The 17,349-nt window shown below is 70.9% G+C and carries 18 protein-coding genes; 9 read left to right on the top strand and 9 right to left on the bottom strand.

Features of this window, described 5'->3' with window-relative positions; genetic code table 11:
* Nucleotides 1-113 precede the first annotated feature (113 nt).
* Together OG289_RS17365 and OG289_RS17370 are read left to right on the top strand one after the other, a co-directional pair.
* Nucleotides 114-332: a hypothetical protein gene (locus OG289_RS17365; RefSeq protein ID WP_327314931.1), complete on the top strand. Its 219-nt coding sequence runs from the start codon at nt 114-116 to the stop codon at nt 330-332.
* Nucleotides 333-462: 130 nt separating this feature from the next.
* Complete coding sequence (locus tag OG289_RS17370) at nt 463-1,605, top strand: serine hydrolase domain-containing protein (RefSeq protein ID WP_327314932.1); 1,143 nt, start codon at nt 463-465, stop codon at nt 1,603-1,605.
* A 358-nt stretch (nt 1,606-1,963) separates the two neighbouring features.
* On the opposite strand, the gene OG289_RS17375 is transcribed toward OG289_RS17370, so the two are convergent.
* Both OG289_RS17375 and OG289_RS17380 read right to left on the bottom strand, forming a co-directional pair.
* A complete protein-coding gene (locus OG289_RS17375) occupies nt 1,964-2,563 on the bottom strand; it encodes a TetR family transcriptional regulator (RefSeq protein WP_327314933.1) in 600 nt (199 codons plus the stop codon).
* 25 nt (nt 2,564-2,588) lie between these two features.
* Nucleotides 2,589-3,593: an aldo/keto reductase gene (locus OG289_RS17380; protein ID WP_327314934.1), complete on the bottom strand. Its 1,005-nt coding sequence runs from the start codon at nt 3,591-3,593 to the stop codon at nt 2,589-2,591.
* A 558-nt stretch (nt 3,594-4,151) separates the two neighbouring features.
* Here OG289_RS17380 and OG289_RS17385 point away from each other — a divergent pair.
* Complete coding sequence (locus tag OG289_RS17385; RefSeq protein WP_327314935.1) at nt 4,152-4,622, top strand: hypothetical protein; 471 nt, start codon at nt 4,152-4,154, stop codon at nt 4,620-4,622.
* Between the two features lie 16 nt (nt 4,623-4,638).
* Here OG289_RS17385 and OG289_RS17390 read toward each other — a convergent pair whose 3' ends face one another.
* Complete coding sequence (locus tag OG289_RS17390; protein ID WP_327314936.1) at nt 4,639-6,021, bottom strand: glycine--tRNA ligase; 1,383 nt, start codon at nt 6,019-6,021, stop codon at nt 4,639-4,641.
* A gap of 195 nt (nt 6,022-6,216) precedes the next feature.
* Here OG289_RS17390 and OG289_RS17395 point away from each other — a divergent pair, with 195 nt between their 5' ends.
* From OG289_RS17395 to OG289_RS17410, 4 genes are read left to right on the top strand one after another with little or no spacing between them, the layout of a single operon-like run.
* Nucleotides 6,217-7,173 carry a metal ABC transporter substrate-binding protein gene (locus tag OG289_RS17395; RefSeq protein ID WP_327314937.1) on the top strand — a complete coding sequence of 319 codons (957 nt, stop codon included), beginning with the start codon at nt 6,217-6,219 and terminating at the stop codon, nt 7,171-7,173.
* Between the two features lie 17 nt (nt 7,174-7,190).
* Nucleotides 7,191-7,967 carry a metal ABC transporter ATP-binding protein gene (locus tag OG289_RS17400; RefSeq protein WP_327314938.1) on the top strand — a complete coding sequence of 259 codons (777 nt, stop codon included), beginning with the start codon at nt 7,191-7,193 and terminating at the stop codon, nt 7,965-7,967.
* Nucleotides 7,967-8,869 carry a metal ABC transporter permease gene (locus OG289_RS17405; protein WP_327314939.1) on the top strand — a complete coding sequence of 301 codons (903 nt, stop codon included), beginning with the start codon at nt 7,967-7,969 and terminating at the stop codon, nt 8,867-8,869. Before OG289_RS17400 ends, OG289_RS17405 begins: the two co-directional genes overlap by 1 nt.
* A gap of 59 nt (nt 8,870-8,928) precedes the next feature.
* Complete coding sequence (locus tag OG289_RS17410; RefSeq protein ID WP_327314940.1) at nt 8,929-9,339, top strand: Fur family transcriptional regulator; 411 nt, start codon at nt 8,929-8,931, stop codon at nt 9,337-9,339.
* A gap of 219 nt (nt 9,340-9,558) precedes the next feature.
* On the opposite strand, the gene OG289_RS17415 is transcribed toward OG289_RS17410, so the two are convergent.
* A complete protein-coding gene (locus OG289_RS17415) occupies nt 9,559-10,422 on the bottom strand; it encodes an isoprenyl transferase (RefSeq protein WP_327314941.1) in 864 nt (287 codons plus the stop codon).
* Nucleotides 10,423-10,445: 23 nt separating this feature from the next.
* Nucleotides 10,446-11,195, bottom strand: a complete 750-nt coding sequence (gene recO, locus OG289_RS17420) for a DNA repair protein RecO (RefSeq protein WP_327314942.1) — start codon at nt 11,193-11,195, stop codon at nt 10,446-10,448.
* Nucleotides 11,196-11,291: 96 nt separating this feature from the next.
* Here recO and OG289_RS17425 point away from each other — a divergent pair, with 96 nt between their 5' ends.
* The gene (locus tag OG289_RS17425; protein WP_327314943.1) at nt 11,292-12,620 is read left to right on the top strand and encodes an MFS transporter; all 1,329 of its coding nucleotides are present in this window, start codon (nt 11,292-11,294) and stop codon (nt 12,618-12,620) included.
* Nucleotides 12,614-13,519, top strand: coding sequence for a class A beta-lactamase (gene bla, locus OG289_RS17430; RefSeq protein ID WP_442819082.1), 906 nt, complete (start codon nt 12,614-12,616; stop codon nt 13,517-13,519). Before OG289_RS17425 ends, bla begins: the two co-directional genes overlap by 7 nt.
* 18 nt (nt 13,520-13,537) lie before the next feature.
* Here bla and OG289_RS17435 read toward each other — a convergent pair whose 3' ends face one another.
* From OG289_RS17435 to OG289_RS17450, 4 genes are read right to left on the bottom strand one after another with little or no spacing between them, the layout of a single operon-like run.
* Nucleotides 13,538-14,446, bottom strand: coding sequence for a DUF6879 family protein (locus OG289_RS17435; protein WP_327314944.1), 909 nt, complete (start codon nt 14,444-14,446; stop codon nt 13,538-13,540).
* On the bottom strand, nt 14,443-15,438 hold the full coding sequence (locus tag OG289_RS17440; RefSeq protein ID WP_327314945.1) for an SCO2521 family protein: 996 nt from the start codon (nt 15,436-15,438) through the stop codon (nt 14,443-14,445). The genes OG289_RS17435 and OG289_RS17440 overlap by 4 nt, the downstream gene beginning before the upstream one ends.
* 1 nt (nt 15,439) lies before the next feature.
* Complete coding sequence (locus OG289_RS17445; protein WP_327314946.1) at nt 15,440-16,432, bottom strand: SCO2522 family protein; 993 nt, start codon at nt 16,430-16,432, stop codon at nt 15,440-15,442.
* Nucleotides 16,429-17,349 carry an SCO2523 family variant P-loop protein gene (locus OG289_RS17450; protein WP_327320712.1) on the bottom strand — a complete coding sequence of 307 codons (921 nt, stop codon included), beginning with the start codon at nt 17,347-17,349 and terminating at the stop codon, nt 16,429-16,431. The genes OG289_RS17445 and OG289_RS17450 overlap by 4 nt, the downstream gene beginning before the upstream one ends.

The following is a 17,349-nucleotide window of genomic DNA, read 5'->3' on the forward strand; positions in this document are numbered from 1 at the left end:
GGACAACTCGTCGGGCCGGATCCCCTGTTGATGTTGGTCTTGCTGCACACTCCTTGCTGCGCGGGCAGAGTCGCCCGCACGCAGACCCGATGCCCTCGGACGCTGGAGGCGTCATGCTGGAGATCAACACGAGCAAGGTGAGCCGCTGGGACCAGCACGGACGGGAGCACGTCGTCAGGGTGCGGCGCGCCGGAGTACAGCGCACCATCAGATGTGACACGTGCGGCTGGCGCAAGGGGGCGCAGTTCCTGCCCTGGCTGAAGGCGGAGGAGCACCTCGCCGAGGCGCACCAGGCGACCGTGGACCCTTCGGAGGGCCGCGAGTCCCGATGACTTCCGGGCCTCGGTGGCTTCGGATCCGCGATGGCTTCGGATCCGCGATGGCTTTCCGATCCGCGATGACTTTCGGCCGTCCGGGGAGTCGTCACGGAGAAGCGAAGGACCCACACCGGAAGGCCGGCCCATGAGCGCTCTGCACAGGACCCTGCGGCAGTACGTCGACGACGGCACCGTCCCGGGAGCGGTGGGCCTCGTGGCCCGTGGCGAGGAGGTGGAGGTGGTGGCCGTCGGCGCACAGGACGCCGACGGCACGGCACCGATGACCCGGGAGTCCCTCTTCCGCATCGCCTCGATCACCAAGCCGATCACGGCGGCTGCGCTGCTGACGCTGGTGGAGGACGGCACGGTCGGCCTCGACTCGCCGGTGGCCGAGTGGCTGCCCGAGCTCGCGGAGCCGATGGCGGTCCGTACGCCGTCCGCTCCGGTCGACGACCTGGTCCCGGCGGCCCGGCCGATCACGGTCGAGGACCTGCTGAGCTCGCGCCCCGGCTGGGGCTTCCCGTCGGACTTCTCCCTCCCCGCCGTCCAGGCCCTCTTCGGCGTGCAGAAGGACGGCCGCTTCCCGCAGGCCTACCCGGACCCGGACACCTGGCTGACGGACCTGGCCCGCGTCCCCCTCCTCCACCAGCCGGGCGAGGCCTGGCTGTACGGCACGGCGTCCGACCTCCAGGGCATCCTGATCGCACGGGCGTCGGGCCGTGGCCTGCCCGAGTTCCTGGCGGAGCGGATCTTCGAACCACTGGGCATGAAGGACACGGCGTTCGAGGTCCCGAAGGAGAAGCGGGACCGTTTCACCACCGCGTACCGTCCCGACGGCGTGGGCGCGCTGGAGGTGTCGGACACCCCGGACGGGGAGTGGAGCAGCGTGCCGAGGTTCCCGTCGGGCGGCGGGGGCCTGGCGTCGACGGCCGACGACTGGCTGGCCTTCGCCCGCCTCCTGCTGAACGCGGGCGAGGCGAACGGTCACCGCGTCCTCTCCCCCACCTCGGTGAGCCGCATGACGAGCAATCACCTGACGGCGGCCCAGCGCGAGATCGGCGCCCTCTTCCTGGAGGGCCAGGGCTGGGGCTACGGCGCCCAGGTCGACGTCTCCCCCATCGACCCGTGGAACGTCCCGGGCCGCTACGGCTGGGTCGGCGGCACGGGCACGACGGGCCACATCGTCCCGCAGACGGGCACGGTCACGATCCTGCTGACCCAGGTGGCGATGGAGAACCCGACGCCGACTCCTGTGATGCGGGACTTCTGGAGGTGCACGGCGGAGTAATTCGTGAGGAAAGGCGCGAGACTGGGAGTCGACGCGGCCGGCGTGGGCGTACGGCACGGGCCTGGGCAAGCAGGACGCGGCCGCTCTCGCCGACCGCCCCGAGGTCGTCGTCGACACCAAGGAGCCGCTGGACGGTGTGCCCACGGGGGTGACCGCGACCCCGCTCGGAGCGGCCGGGGAGAGCGCGCTGACGTTCACCACCGGTACCGGGGTTTCCGGTTGCTGATGACGTCCGGCGGACGGCTGTTCCTGGTGTGACGCCGCAATGGATGGTCGGCCGGGACCGGACGGTCGTCCTGCCCCATGGGAACCACATCCGGGTACAGCTCATCCCGCAGCGCGGACACCGGGGCGGTTCCTAGGCCCGCGGCCCCCGCAGGCCGTGCAGCAGCAGATCCACCAACGCCCTGAAGTCGTCCTCCGCGCCCGGCAGTTCCCACTCCTGGTAGTAGGAGGGGTCGTGGAAGCGGCCGGTGGCGTGGAAGACGGCGCGGGCGGTGGTCGCGGGGTCGGAGGCCGTGAAGGTGCCCGCCGCCACGCCCGCCTCGATGATCCGGGTCAACTGGCCGGTGAGGTCGTCGAGGTGTTCGCCCACCGCCGAGCCGCTCTCGCCGGTCAGCACCATGTACGTGGCGAACAGCTCGGGGTCGTCGCCCGCCTTGCGGCGCTTGGCGTCGTAGAGCGCCGCGAGCCAGTCGCGCAGCCGGGTCTCCGGGGCGCGGGTCTGGTCGGCGGTGATGGCGGAGAGGGTCTCCGACGTGCGGTCCAGCCACCGCTTCGTGACCGCCTCGCGCAGCGCTGCCTTCGTGCGGAAGTGACGGTAGACGCTGCCATGGCTGACGCCGAGCGCGCGGGCCACATCGACCACGGTGGCCTTGGCCGGGCCGTGGCGGCGCAGCACCTCCTCGGTGGCCTCGAGGATGCGCTCGGCGGTCAGGGTCTCGGTGGTCGGTGACATGGTCAGACCGTACCCGGCACGGGGATCACGCCTCGAGGTGAGCCATCTGGGCCGCCGGGTAGCGCTCGCCCGCGGCGGCGTCGGCCGGGACCGCCTCCTCGATCGCGGCGAGGTCGGCCGCGTCCAGCGTGACCCGCAGCGCGCCGAGCGACTCCGTGAGCCGCTCGCGGGTCCGCGCGCCGACCAGGGGCACGATGTCCTCGCCCCGGCCGAGCACCCAGGCGATGGCGATCTGGGCGACGGAGACGCCCTTCTGCCCGGCGATCTTCCGCAGGGCCTCCACCAGGTTCAGGTTGTGCTGGAGGTTGTCGCCCTGGAAGCGGGGGGACATGGCACGGAAGTCGTTCGCCGCGAGCTGCCGGTCGGCGGTGAAGTGGCCGGAGATCAGGCCCCGGGACAGGACGCCGTACGCGGTGACGGCGATGCCCAGCTCACGGGTGGTGGGCAGGATCTCCTCCTCGATGCCCCGCGAGATCAGCGAGTACTCGATCTGGAGGTCGGAGATCGGCGCGGTGGCGGCGGCCCGGCGGATCGTCTCGGCGCCGACCTCGCTGAGGCCGATGTGCCGGACGTACCCCTTCTCGACCAGTTCGGCGATCGCGCCGACGGTCTCCTCGATCGGTACGGCCGGGTCGAGCCGGGCGATGCGGTAGACGTCGATGTGGTCGACGCCGAGCCGCTGGAGGGAGTAGGCGGCGAAGTTCTTCACGGCTGCCGGACGGCCGTCGTAGCCGCTCCAGCCGCCGTCCGGGTCGCGCAGGGCACCGAACTTCACGCTGACCAGCGCCTGCTCGCGGCGGGCAGCGGGCGCGGCACGCAGGGCTTCGCCGATCAGCAGCTCGTTGTGGCCCATGCCGTAGAAGTCGCCGGTGTCCAGCAACGTCACGCCGGCCTCCAGGGCGGCATGGATCGTCGCGATCGACTCGGCCCGGTCCGTGTCGCCGTACAGCGCGGACATGCCCATGCAGCCGAGGCCGAGGGCGGAGACCTGGGGGCCGGTGGTTCCGAGGGTGCGCGTGTGGATCGTCATGGCCATCAGCATGGCATGACAGCTGACAGATTTCAATATCTGTCAGCTGTCATGCCATGCGTCCGGTCGACGGGCCGGGTGCCCCGAGGACGGTGAGAGATGTCGGCGTGCAGTCACCTCGGCGGCGCCTGCCACCGGCCCGGCAGCATTCCCGCGCGGCCATGGAGGACGCCATGAGCATCCGGATCGCCACCTTCAACCTGGAGAACCTTCCGCCGACCCGCGGCCTTCCGCCTCGCGGACCCGGCCGAACGCAAGGAAGTCCTCGAAGACTTCGCCACGTTGGTCGCCCCCTCGACCTGCCGGTCTATCGGGACCAGGACAAGACGGAGATCGCCCGGCTCGTCAAGAAGCACCGGGCGTGCGACACCGACCCGAAGAACCCGCCGCCGCCGATCTTCGTCAACCAGTCCCGCCCGGGTAAGGACTCCGGGCCGTTCACGACGTCCGGGTCGGGAAAGAACACAAGAGAACACCACCGTCGAGGTCACCGCCAAGGGCCGTACCGCGTGGGCCGGTTGGGCCGAACCGGGGCAGGACGACCTCGACCTGGACGCGGTGCGCCACACCGGCCGGGTGGTCTCGGAGGTCGACGCCGACATCCTGCTCACCGTGGAGGCCGAGGACCGGCTCACACTGGAGCGCTTCAACACGCAGGTACCGGCGGCCGGGGCGCTCGACAGGCAGCCCTACCCCTACGTCCTGCTGATCGACGGCGACGACAGCCGGGCCATCGACATCGGGATTCTCGGCCGCCACCCGATCACGCCCGTCCCGCCCCACCTCTTCGACACCGCCCCGGAGAGCCCCGACAAGCGCCTCTTCAGCCGGGACTGCCCCGCGTCGCCGAAACTCCGCACGGACAAGTACGGCTCGGACTACGCACGGCCCCCCGGCGAGGGGCTGCGTGCCTGGACGACCAAGGACGGCTACAAGAACGGCTTCCGGTACGTGGTGTGCGCCGGGTACCGCCCGGACGGCGAAAAGCTGACGGGAGACGTGACATCCCCCGTCAGCTTCGGCCGGTGAGTACTACCGGTGAGTGCTAGGCGCCGATGAGACGCCCCGCCAGGTACCCCTCGATCTGGTCCAGCGAAACCCGCTCCTGCTTCATCGAGTCCCGCTCACGCACGGTCACCGCGTTGTCGTCCAGCGTGTCGAAGTCGACCGTCACGCAGTACGGCGTACCGATCTCGTCCTGGCGGCGGTAGCGGCGGCCGATGGCGCCCGCGTCGTCGAACTCGATGTTCCAGTTCTGGCGCAGGGCAGCCGCGAGGCCCTTGGCCTTCGGGGACAGCTCCGGGTTGCGGGAGAGCGGCAGGACCGCGACCTTCACCGGGGCCAGGCGGTGGTCCAGGCGCAGGACGGTCCGCTTCTCCAGCTTGCCCTTGGCGTTCGGCGCCTCGTCCTCGACGTAGGCGTCGAGCAGGAACGCGAGCATCGCGCGGCCGACACCGGCCGCCGGCTCGATGACGTACGGAGTCCAGCGCTCGCCGGCCTCCTGGTCGAAGTAGGAGAGGTCCGTGCCGGAGGCCTTGGAGTGCGCGCCGAGGTCGTAGTCGGTGCGGTTGGCGACGCCCTCCAGCTCGCCCCACTCGTTGCCGCCGAACTGGAAGCGGTACTCGATGTCGGCGGTGCGCTTGGAGTAGTGGGAGAGCTTCTCCTGCGGGTGCTCGTACCAGCGCATGTTCTCCTCACGGAGACCCAGGCCCGTGTACCAGTTCCAGCGCTGCTCCATCCAGTACTCCTGCCACTTCTCGTCCTCGCCCGGCTTGACGAAGAACTCCATCTCCATCTGCTCGAACTCGCGGGTGCGGAAGATGAAGTTGCCGGGCGTGATCTCGTTGCGGAAGGACTTGCCCATCTGGGCGATGCCGAACGGCGGCTTGCGGCGCGAAGTGGTCTGCACCTGGCCGAAGTTGGTGAAGATGCCCTGGGCGGTCTCGGGGCGCAGGTAGGCGATGGAGCCGGTGTCCTGCGTCGGGCCGAGGTGGGTGGAGAGCAGACCCGAGAACTGCTTGGGCTCGGTGAACTGGCCCTTGTTGCCACAGTTGGGGCAGTTCACGTCCGCCAGGCCGTTCTCCGGCGCGCGGTTGTGCTTGGCCTCGTACGCCTCTTCCAGGTGGTCCGCGCGGAACCGCTTGTGGCAGGAGGTGCACTCGGTCAGCGGGTCGGAGAAAGTGGCGACGTGGCCGGATGCCACCCAGACCTCGGGGGCCAGGATGACGGACGAGTCGATACCGACCACGTCCTCGCGCGACGTGACCATGTAGCGCCACCACTGGCGCTTCAGGTTCTCCTTGAGCTCGACACCCAGCGGTCCGTAGTCCCAGGCGGCACGCTGTCCGCCGTAGATCTCACTACAGGGGAATACGAAGCCACGGCGCTTGCTCAGGCTGACGATGGTGTCGATCTTGTCGGCGGCCACGGTGCTCTCTTCATAACGACGACGGGCGACGAAGCGAGATGCTTCCAGCGAAGACTTCAGGGTACCGGCGGGGCCTCCCCCTCGACCAAATCGGATCCCGTCCGCGACGGCCATACCGCTGCTCTTCGGTGCTTACCAGGCCCTTACCCGGGGTCTTGTTGACAACGGTTTCCATGTTTGTTGAAAATGACTGTCATGAACGTACGACGACTCATATCCGGCACGGCGGTCGCGGCGGCCACCGCCCTCGGCCTCGGCACCCTCTCCGCCTGCTCCTCGGACAGCGCGGCCGCGGCCAACACGGACAAGTTCGACGTCGTCGCGTCGTTCTACCCGATGGCCTTCCTCGCCGAGCAGATAGGTGGGGAGCATGTGAACGTCACCAGCCTGACCGAACCCGGCCAGGAGCCGCACGACCTGGAGATCAGCGCCAAGCAGACGGCCGCGCTCCAGCAGTCCGACGCGGTGCTCTACCTCAAGAACCTCCAGCCCTCCGTCGACGACGCGGTCGCCCAGTCCGAGGCCAAGACGAAGATCGACGCCGCCTCCCTCACCACCCTGGAGAAGCACGGCAACGAGGTCGGCGGCCACGCGGCCGAGCACGACGACCACGAGAACGAGGAGCTGTCCGGCCTCGACCCCCACATCTGGCTCGACCCGGTGAGGTACTCCCAGGTCGCCCAGGGCGTCGGCAAGGCCTTCGAGAAGGCCGACCCGGACCACGCGGCCGACTACAAGACCAACACCGCGGCCCTCGTGAAGAAGCTCGCCGACCTCAACACCGAGTTCGAGAAGGGGCTCTCGAACACGAAGACCAAGGTCTTCGTCACCACCCACGCCGCCTTCGGCTACCTCGCCGAGCGCTACGGCCTGACCGAGGAGGCCATCAGCGGTCTCGACCCCGAGTCGGAGCCCAGCGCCGCCCGCGTGAAGGAGCTTGAGAAGATGGCCGAGGCCGACGGCGTCACGACCGTGTTCTACGAGACTCTCGTCAGCGACAAGACCGCGAAGACCATCGCCTCCGACACCGGGCTGAAGACCGACGTCCTCGACCCGATCGAGGGCATCACCGAGAAGTCCCGGGGCAAGGACTACTTCTCGGTCCAGCAAGCCAACCTCAAGGCGCTCCAGACCGCCCTGGGAACCAAGTGACCCTTACGGAGGGCGTCATGGACGCGAAGGCCGAGCCCGTCATTTCGCTGCGCGGTGTCCGCGCCGAGCTGGGCTCGCGCCCCGTCCTGCGGGGCATCGACCTCACCGTGCGGCGCGGTGAGGTCGTCGCCCTGCTCGGCGCGAACGGCTCCGGCAAGTCCACGGCCGTGCGCAGCGTCATCGGACAGGTGGCGATCAACGCGGGCGAGATCGAGCTGTTCGGCGCCCCGCAGCGCCGGTTCCGCGACTGGGCGCGGATCGGATACGTACCGCAGCGCACGACGGCCGCGGGCGGGGTCCCGGCCACGGTGACCGAGATCGTCTCCTCGGGCCGCCTCTCGCGCACCCGCTTCGGCGTCTTCCGCAAGGCCGACCGGGAGGCCGTACGGCACGCCCTGGAGCTCGTCGGCATGGCGGACCGCGCCAAGGACAACGTCGACGCCCTCTCCGGCGGCCAGCACCAGCGCGTGCTCATCGCCCGCGCCCTCGCCTGCGAACCCGAGCTGCTGATCATGGACGAGCCGATGGCGGGCGTCGACCTGTCCAGCCAGGAGGTCCTGGCGCAGACGCTGAGGAAGCAGGTCGCGGCCGGTACGACCGTCCTTCTCGTCCTGCACGAACTGGGCCCCCTGGAGCCCCTGATCGACCGGGCGGTCGTCCTGCGCGACGGCTGCGTCATGCACGACGGCCCGCCCCCGCAGGCCGTCGGCCAGCACGCGCTGCCCGGCCACGACCACGTACACCCGCACGCACCCGCGGGCGCCGAACCGATCCGCACGGGACTGCTGAGCTGATGGACTTCCTGAACTACGCCTTCATGCAGCGGGCGCTGCTCGCCGCGGTCCTGGTCGGCATCACCGCCCCGGCCGTCGGCATCTACCTCGTCCAGCGCCGCCAGGCCCTCATGGGCGACGGCATCGGCCACGTCGCGATGACGGGCGTCGGCCTCGGCTTCCTGCTGTCCTGGTCCCCGGTGTGGATGGCCACGGCGATCTCCGTCCTCGGCGCGGTCGTCATGGAACTCATCCGCTGGTACGGCAGGACCCGCGGGGACATCGCCCTCGCCATGCTCTTCTACGGCGGCATGGCCGGCGGCGTGATGTTCATCAACCTCGCGCCGACGGGCTCGAACGCGAACCTGACGTCGTACCTCTTCGGTTCGCTCTCGACGGTGTCGGAATCGGACGTCACCGCGATCTGTCTGCTCGCCGCCTTCGTGGTCCTGGTCACCCTCGGCCTGCGCCGCCAGCTCTTCGCCGTCAGCCAGGACGAGGAGTTCGCGCGGGTGACGGGCCTGCCGGTCCGCGCCCTGAACCTGCTGACGGCGATCACGGCGGCGGTCACCGTGACGGTGGCGATGCGCGTGGTGGGCCTGCTGCTGGTGAGCGCGCTGATGGTGGTCCCGGTGGCCGCGGCCCAGCAGCTCAGCCGCAGCTTCGCCGCCACCTTCGCGATCGCGGTGGCGATCGGCGTGACGGTGACCATCAGCGGCACGGTGACCTCGTACTACCAGGACGTCCCGCCCGGCGCGACGATCGTGCTGCTGACCATCGCCGCGTTCGTCGCGCTGAGCGTGCTGGCCGCTCCCCTGGCCCGCCGCCGCGCCCGCGCACTGGCGGCGGCACAGCCCGCCGGGGACCCGGCCGAGTGCGCGATTCCGGCCACCAGGAAGGCGGGGGACGGGATCGGCGTCTGACCGCGCACAGCCCGGGCTGGCACAATGGCCCGGCAAGCCGCAGACGTGAGGAGGCAACGGTGACGACCGCTGGACCGCCCGTGAAGGGCCGCTCCACCCGGCAGCGTGCCGCCGTGGCAGCGGCTCTCGACGAGGTCGACGAGTTCCGCAGCGCGCAGGACCTGCACGACATGCTCAAGCACAAGGGCGACTCGGTCGGCCTGACCACGGTCTACCGCACCCTGCAGTCCCTCGCCGACGCCGGCGAGGTCGACGTCCTGCGCACCTCCGACGGCGAGTCCGTGTACCGGCGCTGCTCCACCGGCGAGCACCACCACCACCTGGTCTGCCGCGTCTGCGGCAAGGCCGTGGAGGTGGAGGGCCCGGCGGTGGAGAAGTGGGCCGAGGCGATCGCCGCGGAACACGGCTACGTCAACGTGGCGCACACGGTGGAGATCTTCGGAACGTGCGCGGACTGCTCCGCCGGTTGAGCCGTTGCTCGCCGGGAGCGTGCGGCCCGGCCGTCGGCTGCGGGTCCACGGTGGCCGGTCGCGCCCCGCGGCGAAGCCGCACAGGTCACAGCCCCGCGCCCCTGGGGAAGCGCGGTGCCCTTGGTGGTGAAGTTCGGCCTCGGCCGAAGCAGCGCTCCGGTTCGGCGAAGTCGTGGAACCTGCCGCCCTTCGAGACGGGGTGGCACTCGGCCTTGGTGGCTACGGCGTGACCTGCTCGCCTTCCGTTCCGCCTGCCGTCCTGCCTTCCAGGGACAGCAGCACCTCGTTCGGTGTGGCGCCGCCGAAGCGGCGGTCGCGCGAGGCGAACTCCACGCAGGCCCGCCACAGGTCGCGGCGGTCGAAGTCCGGCCACAGCACGTCCTGGAAGACCATCTCCGCGTACGCGCTCTGCCAGAGCAGGTAGTTGGAGGTGCGCTGCTCGCCGCTGGGCCGCAGGAACAGGTCGACGTCCGGCATGTCCGGGTAGTACAGGTACTTCGCGAGGGTCTTCTCGGTGACCTTGGAGGGGTCCAGCCTGCCCGCCTTCACGTCCTCCGCGAGCGCCTGCGCGGCGTCCGCGATCTCCGCGCGCCCGCCGTAGTTCATGCAGAAGTAGAGCGTGAGACGGTCGTTGTCCTTGGTCTGCTCCTGGGCGATCTGGAGCTCCTTGGCAACCGACTTCCACAGCTTGGGCATCCGGCCCACCCAGCGAACCCGGATGCCGAGCTCGTCGAGCTGGTCACGGGTCTTGCGGATGAAGTCGCGGTTGAAGTTCATCAGGAAGCGGACCTCGTCGGGCGAGCGCTTCCAGTTCTCGGTGGAGAAGGCGTACAACGAGATGTTCCGCACCCCCATCTCGACCGCGCCCTGCAGCACGTCGAGGACCTGCTCGGCGCCCACCTTGTGCCCCTCGGTGCGCGGCAGCCCGCGCTCCTTGGCCCAGCGGCCGTTGCCGTCCATGACGATCGCCACATGCTCGGGCACCAGCTCACCGGGGAGCTTCGGCGGGCGAGCGCCGGACGGGTGCGGCTCCGGCGTCTTGTACTCCCGACGCTGCCGCCCCAGGAACCCGCGTACGACCATGTCTCTCTCGTCTCCTCTGTTGCCTATTTCTCTACGTACCGAAGGGAGCGCAGGCCGCGCTCCAGATGCCAGTGCAGGTAGGCGGACACCAGCCCGCTGCCCTCCCGGACGTACCGCGCCTCGCACGCGTCCGCCGTCTCCCAGTCTCCCGTGAGCAGCGCGCCCAGCAGGACCAGGGTCTGCGGCGAGGGGACGACGCTGCCGGCCACCCGGCAGTCGGCGCAGACGGAGCCGCCGGCGGCGACGGAGAAGAACCGGTTGGGGCCCGGCATTCCGCACTTGGCGCAGTCGCCGAAGCTGGGGGCGTACCCGTTCACGGCCAGCGACCGCAGCAGGAACGCGTCCAGGACGAGGTGCGGGGCGTGCTCGCCGCGGGCCAGGGTCCTGAGAGCCCCCACGAGCAGCAGGTACTGCTGCACGGCCGGTTCGCCCTCGTGGTCGGTGAACCGCTCGGCGGTCTCCAGCATGGCCGTACCGGCGGTGTAGCGGGCGTAGTCGGTCACGATGCCGCCGCCGTAGGGGGCGATGATCTCGCTCTGCGTGCACAGCGGCAGCCCGCGTCCGACCAGCTCGCTGCTGCCCCGCGCGAAGAACTGCACGTCGACATGGGAGAAGGGCTCCAGCCGGGCCCCGAACTTGGACTTCGTCCGCCGCACCCCCCGCGCCACGGCCCGCACCCGCCCGTGCCCGCGGGTCAGCAGCGTGATGATGCGGTCGGCCTCGCCGAGCTTCTGGGTCCGCAGGACGACGCCGTCGTCCCGGAAGAGACTCATCGCGCACCGCCGGGGGCCTCGGGCCGGAGCATGCCGCGGTCCACCGCACCCGGCGTCCGGGTGCGCAGCACGATGCCGTCGTCGCGGAACAGGCTCATGGGGCCCATTCTCGCCTACGCGGAGGGGGTGGCGTGCCCGGCCATTAGGATCCCCCGGGTGGTGCGGCGGGCGCTGGGGCGCGATTTCGGGTGGTTGTGGGCGGCGTACTCGGTCAGCAGTCTCGGGACCTGGCTGGCGTTCAGCGCGTTTCCGCTGATCGCCGTGCTGGAACTGCACGCGGGACCGTCCGCGGTGGCGGCGCTGGCGGCCGTGGGGCCCGCGGTGGGAGCCGTGCTGGCGGTGCCGCTCGGGCCGTGGGTGGAGTTCCGCAGCAAGCGGCCGGTGATGATCACGGCGGACCTGGTCCGCTGCGCGGCCATGCTGAGCGTCCCGGCGGCGTTCGCGCTCGGCGCCCTCTCCCTGGCACAGCTTCTGCTGGTGTCGGTGATCGTCGCCGCCGCGGACATCTCGTTCACGGCGGCGAGCGGCGCGTTCCTGAAGTCGCTGCTGCCGCCGGAGGACCTGCTGGCGGCGAACGGCCGGTTCGAGTCGACGACCTGGACGTCCACCATGCTCGGGCCGCCGCTCGGCGGGGTGTTGATGGGACTGTTCGGCCCGGTGGTGACGGTCGCGGCGGACGCGGTCAGCTATCTGCTGTCGGCGCTGGGGCTGCGCGCGATCGGCGGGCGGGAGCCGGATCCGGTGCACAGGGATCCCGCGGGTGGGGGGCGGCTGACCGCCGGAGCCCTGCTCGCGGGCTGGCGCCACCTGCTCACCCATCCCGGGCTGCGCCCCCTGTTCCTCAACACGGTCCTGGTCAACGGCCTGATCATGGCCGGCGCGCCGCTGCTGGCCGTGCTGATGCTGGGCCCGCTGCACTTCGCGCCCTGGCAGTACACGACCGTCTTCGCCCTGCCCTGCGCCGGCGGCCTGCTCGGCTCCCGGCTGGCCCCGCGGCTGGTCGCCCGGTACGGCCGCCGCCGGGTCCTGCTGACGGCGGGGACACTGCGCGCGTGCTGGCCGCTCGGGCTGGCGTTCGTCGGACCCGGCGTGGGCGGCCTGGCACTGGTGATGGCCGTGGAGTTCGGCCTGATCATCTGCTCGGCGGTGTACAACCCCGTGCTCGCCACGACCCGCCTCGAACTGACCCCGACGGACCGGGTGGTCCGTACGTTGTCGGCGTGGTCGGTGGGCACCAAGGCGGCCATCGCGACGTTCACCGCCGCCTGGGGCGTCCTGGCAAGCCTCACCAGCCCCCGCACCGCCCTCGCGCTGGCGGGGGCGGTGCTGCTGGCGACTCCGCTGTTGCTGCTCGCAACCAGAGGGAGCGGTGAGGCGTCCGTGACGAAGGAGACTGTTCCCGACGGACGGAGAGAACGATCTTAGGCTCGACCCCAGCGACAGGCTCAACCACCCGCCGCGCCCTGCTCACGGCCGGTGCGGCCTCCGCGGCCTCCCTGCTGACCGCAGGCCCGGCCCACGCCACCACCGGTCCGACCGCCGACCCCGTCACCGCCCGCTTGCGCGCCCTCGAGGCCGAGCACGGTGCCCGCCTCGGTGTGTTCGCCTACAACGTCCGTACCCGCCGCTCGGTCCGTCACCGGGCCGACGAGCTCTTCCCGGTCTGCTCGCTGTTCAAGACGCTCGCGGTGGCGGCCGTCCTGCGGGACCTGGACGACGGCGTGCTGGACCGCCGTATCCACTACACGGCGGACGAGGTCGTGGAGAACTCGGACGTCACCAAGGACCACGTGGCCGACGGCATGACGGTCGCCGAACTGTGCGCCGCCGCGATCCAGCGCAGCGACAACACGGCCGGCAACCTGCTCATGCGCGAGCTGGGCGGCCCGGCCGCGGTCACCGCCTTCGCCCGTTCCGTCGGTGACCGCGTCACGCGCCTCGATCGCTGGGAGCCGGAGCTCAACTCGGCCGAGCCGTGGCGGGTGACCGACACCACGAGCCCGTACGCGATCGGCCGTACGTACGCCCGGCTGCTCCTCGGAGACGTCCTGGCGGACGCCGACCGCCGCCGGCTGACCAACTGGATGCTGGGCACGGTCACCAGCGCCAACCGTTTCCGGGCGGGCCTGCCGCCCACCTGGACGGTGGCCGACAAGACCGGCGGCGGCTGGTACGGGGCCGACAACGACGCGGGGGTGGCGTGGACGCCGGACGGCAGCCCGGTCGTCCTGGTCGTCCAGCTCGTCAAGCCCGACCGGGACGCCGCCTATGACCACGGGCTGATCGTGGACACGGCGGCGCTCCTCGCGGAGACCCTGGGCTGAAGACCCCCGGCTGAAGGGTCAGGTGCCGTCCGGGGTGGGCCCGTTGGTCCGCGCCCGGACGGCGCTCGGCACACCGTTCGGGGACTTGTTCGGGTCGGCCGCGTCCCACAGCAGATTGAACCGGCGGATCAGGGGCTGGACCTCGTTCGCGTGGACGTTGACCGTGGTCGAGGTGTTCACGCTGAGCTGGTCGGCGTGGATCTCGTAGGAGAGCGCTCTGTCGAAGACGATGAAGTCGATCATCCTGCCGCGGCGGAAGCAGGGCGAGAGCGCGTCCAGGGCGACCACCCGGACGTCGATGCCCATGTCCCGCTGCTCGGTGCAGATCGGTACCAGGGCGTCGATCTCCTCGGGGCGTTTGACGATGAACAGCCGCCTGACGGTGATCCCGCGCTCGATGATCGCCTCGCGCTGGGCCGCAAGATAGCGGCCGGCCGGTTCGGTGCTCCAGAAGCCGTCGTCGACGACGGTGGTACTGATGGCGTCGATGCTCGCTCTCGTGCACTTGGTGAGCGTCATCAGCCAGTCGTGGTTCTCGCCGGGGCACTCCGCGGTGAGGTTGGTGAAGTCGTCCATCTGGGCGGCGAGGCGGTCGATCTCGGCGTGCGCGAACGCGTGCAGGATCTCGGGCCCCATGGAGACGACCTCGGTCGCGTTCTCGACGAGACGGGGCACCCCGTCGCCGCGCAGCTTCTCCACCTCGTTGAAGAGCTTGGTCGCCTCGCCCATGTCCGCGAACTGCTTGGCGACCGATTCCTTCAGCTCGCCCAGCTGGCTCACGAAGGACGCCAGGAACTGGACGATCAGGACGATGCCGCCGCACAGCACGGACAGCACGAGCTGCCACGGGCCGTCGTCGAACGGCAGAATGGCATGGGCGAGCACGTAGACTGCGGCGCCCACCATGATGCTGACCAGCAGTTTCATCTCTTCCCCGGTGCGATCGTGATGCCGTCTGGGTCTCGTGGGCTGTCGCGTCCGATGAGGTTCTGCAGGACCAGCTGGTCACGGATGCGCTGGGCCAGGCAGTTCCACTGCCTGCTGAAGCCGGGATTCTTCTCCAGTTCCTCCCAGGCTGCGCCGAGGGCATGGTCGCCGCGGGCCTGCGGCATCCACAGGTGGAGCAGATGGTCGACGAGCGGACGCAGCACCTTCATCGCGGCCGCCTGGTTCTCGGAGCCGGGTGGCAGGCCGTCGAGCTTGTCGCCGACAGTCGTCAGCAGCCAGTCGTGCAGGGCGAGGTCCTCGCACAGCGTGGCGGCCGCCACGGGTGTGGTCCCTCGCGGCAGCCGCAGTTCGACGATCCGCAGGCCTGCGCCGAGTTCGGTGAAGAGCGCGGACGCGGGCTCGCCGTCGTCGGCCGGTGACGCGGTCCAGCGCAGGCTGGTGTCGGTGGTGGTGAGCGGAGCGTCGTGGTCCAGGAGGTCGTGCCGGCGGGAGATCCTCGCCAGCAGGGACTCGGCGATCGAACCGATATCCAGCCGGTCCTGCTGGTGTCCGGTCAGGAAGCCCTCGGTGACGGACTTCTCGGGCAGCCGGCCGACCGGGACCAGAGAACCGGGCCGGACCAGGTAGTACCCCCAGGGCCGGCGCCGGTCGGGCCCGGTGGCCGGGGCGGAGAAGTACGCCGTCGACTGCAGGACGCGGCCTTCGACGAGCCCCGCGTGCGCGGCCACGGTGCCGACCGCGCGGACCTTGGCCCCGGTGGCGGTGGGCAGCCGGCAGTCGACGCCGGTGAGGACGTCCGGGGAGAGGGCGTGCCGGTTGGGGCGCCGCGAGGTCCGGACGGGTTCGTCGGCGCGCAGCCGCAGCAGCCGCACGGCGGTCCGCTCGTCCACGGCCCTGCGGGTGGGCAGCAGACAGGTCCGCACCTCACCGCAGATGAGGGCGGGACCGGAGGCCGTGCCCAGGCCGCTCATGTCACAACCCCGGCGGGAACACGTAGGACGTGCGGTCCACGACCCCCGCGGGCACCGTGAATCCCTCACCGGCGGACCGTGCGGCGACCTGCCCGAGCGCCTCGGCCTGGACGTGGACCTGGTCGAGGATGACGCGTACGGCGTGCTCGACGGGCAGGAACCGGGTCGGTAGGACGCTGCACGTGACGTAGGCCGTGAAGGGGGTCGCGGCGGGGTTGAGCTGGAGGACGGGCGGCAGCGCGTCCCACTCGGCCGGGAACTCCGCACCCTGCCAGCGGGTGGGGGCCAGCACGGCCGCGCCGTTGTCCCGCAGCAGCCCGAGCCGGACCAGCTGCCAGACGGAGGCCAGGAAGGCGCAGGACCAGGTGCGCGCGTCCTCGGGCCCGTTCCACAGTTCGACGTCCAGGAACACGGAGTGGCCGCGGGCCTCGGTCTCGCTCGGCGGCTGCCAGACGCCGGTGGAGTCGAGGGCCGCCGAGGTCCGCTGGGAGGGGGTGCGGCGGCCGTTGGTGAGCCAGCCGGTGCGGCCGACGGGCGGACGGAAGCCGTTGCTGCCGGGCGGCGGTGACTCCACCAGCCGGTGCAGGACGGACTCGGCCGGTCGGGCCCGGTCGCGGTGGTCGGAGCCGCCGGGGGCGGGGCCGGCGCAGCCCGACTCGCGGGCCAGGTAGTCGATGGTCAGCCCGGCCTCGGCCGCCGCGTCCAGCAGGGGCGGGATCAGCTCGGCGGGGGTGGCCAGCCGGGAGAAGTAGTCGTCGATCAGGAAGCAGGTGCTGATCCGGGGCCGGCGGCCCGGCGGCAGCGGGCCGATAGCGGCCCGCGCGGCCTCCACCCAGGGCCGTACGCCGGCGAAGTGCCGACGCAGCCGGGCGGCCCCCTCGGCGAAGTCCTCCATGTACAAGTGGCCTAATTCCAGGGAGAGATGGGAGAAGGGCACGGATTCGGTGCGCGGGTCGGCGCTGCTCTCCCGGAAAACGGTGCCCGGCCCGTTCACAACTGCCCCCAGAACTTGTCGTCGGTCAGCCGCTGCGCGAGATCCCCGATGGCCTGCCAGGTCTCGTTGTTGGCGATCCGGCGGTCGTGCACGTCCTCGTCGGTGATGAGGCGTTCCTGCCACTGGAGGACGGGCTCCAGCGGAATGGACGCCAGCACCCGGGTTCTGCCGATGCCTCGGCCGGCCGCGAGTTCCTCGAGTTCCTTGTCGCACTGCCGCATCCACGCGTACTGCGCGGGCGACACCTGGGACCACAACGGCGACTCGAGATCGGGCACCGCGGCGCGGACGAACCTGATGGCGCCGCCCAGTACGTCGGGGTCGTGTCCGATGGCCGTACCGGCTTGCACTATCCCCTGTTTCCCGAATACGAGTTCGGCCGCCGCCATGACGTGCTGGCGGGTCCACCGGTGATAGACGAGCCAGCGGTTCTTGAGGCGGCCGAGCCCTCCCCGGGGCGAGGTGGCGGCGAGTGCCAGGTCCATCGCATAACTGCGTCCGGCGCTCAGGTCGATGATGATGACGTCGAATTCGCGTTTCAGCCGGAGGACGAGGTCCACACAGCGGTGCAGGTTCTCCTCGTCGGTGATGAATTCACCGGCCGTGCGGTCGCCCGGCAGCAGCACCAGCCGCCCGGAGCCACCGGGCCTGCCGCGCAGCACGGGGTGTTCGGTGCGCGCCCAGACATCGACCCGCAGCGGCTCGCCCGTCCTGCCCCTCAGATACGAGTGCAGGCCGCGCCCCTCGGCCTCGGAGAGGACGTCGGGCAGGTCGAAGACGGCGGCGGCGGTGGGCGAGCCGAAGTCGAAGTCCAGGTAGCAGACGTCGTCCCCGTCCAGCGCGCGGTGATACGCGAGGTTGGCGCTGGTGACGGAGCGCCCGGTGCCTCCCTTGTCGGAGGCGGCGAAGACGAGCAC

Origin of the sequence: Streptomyces sp. NBC_01235 (assembly GCF_035989285.1) — a bacterium.
Classification (GTDB): Bacteria; Actinomycetota; Actinomycetes; order Streptomycetales; family Streptomycetaceae; genus Streptomyces.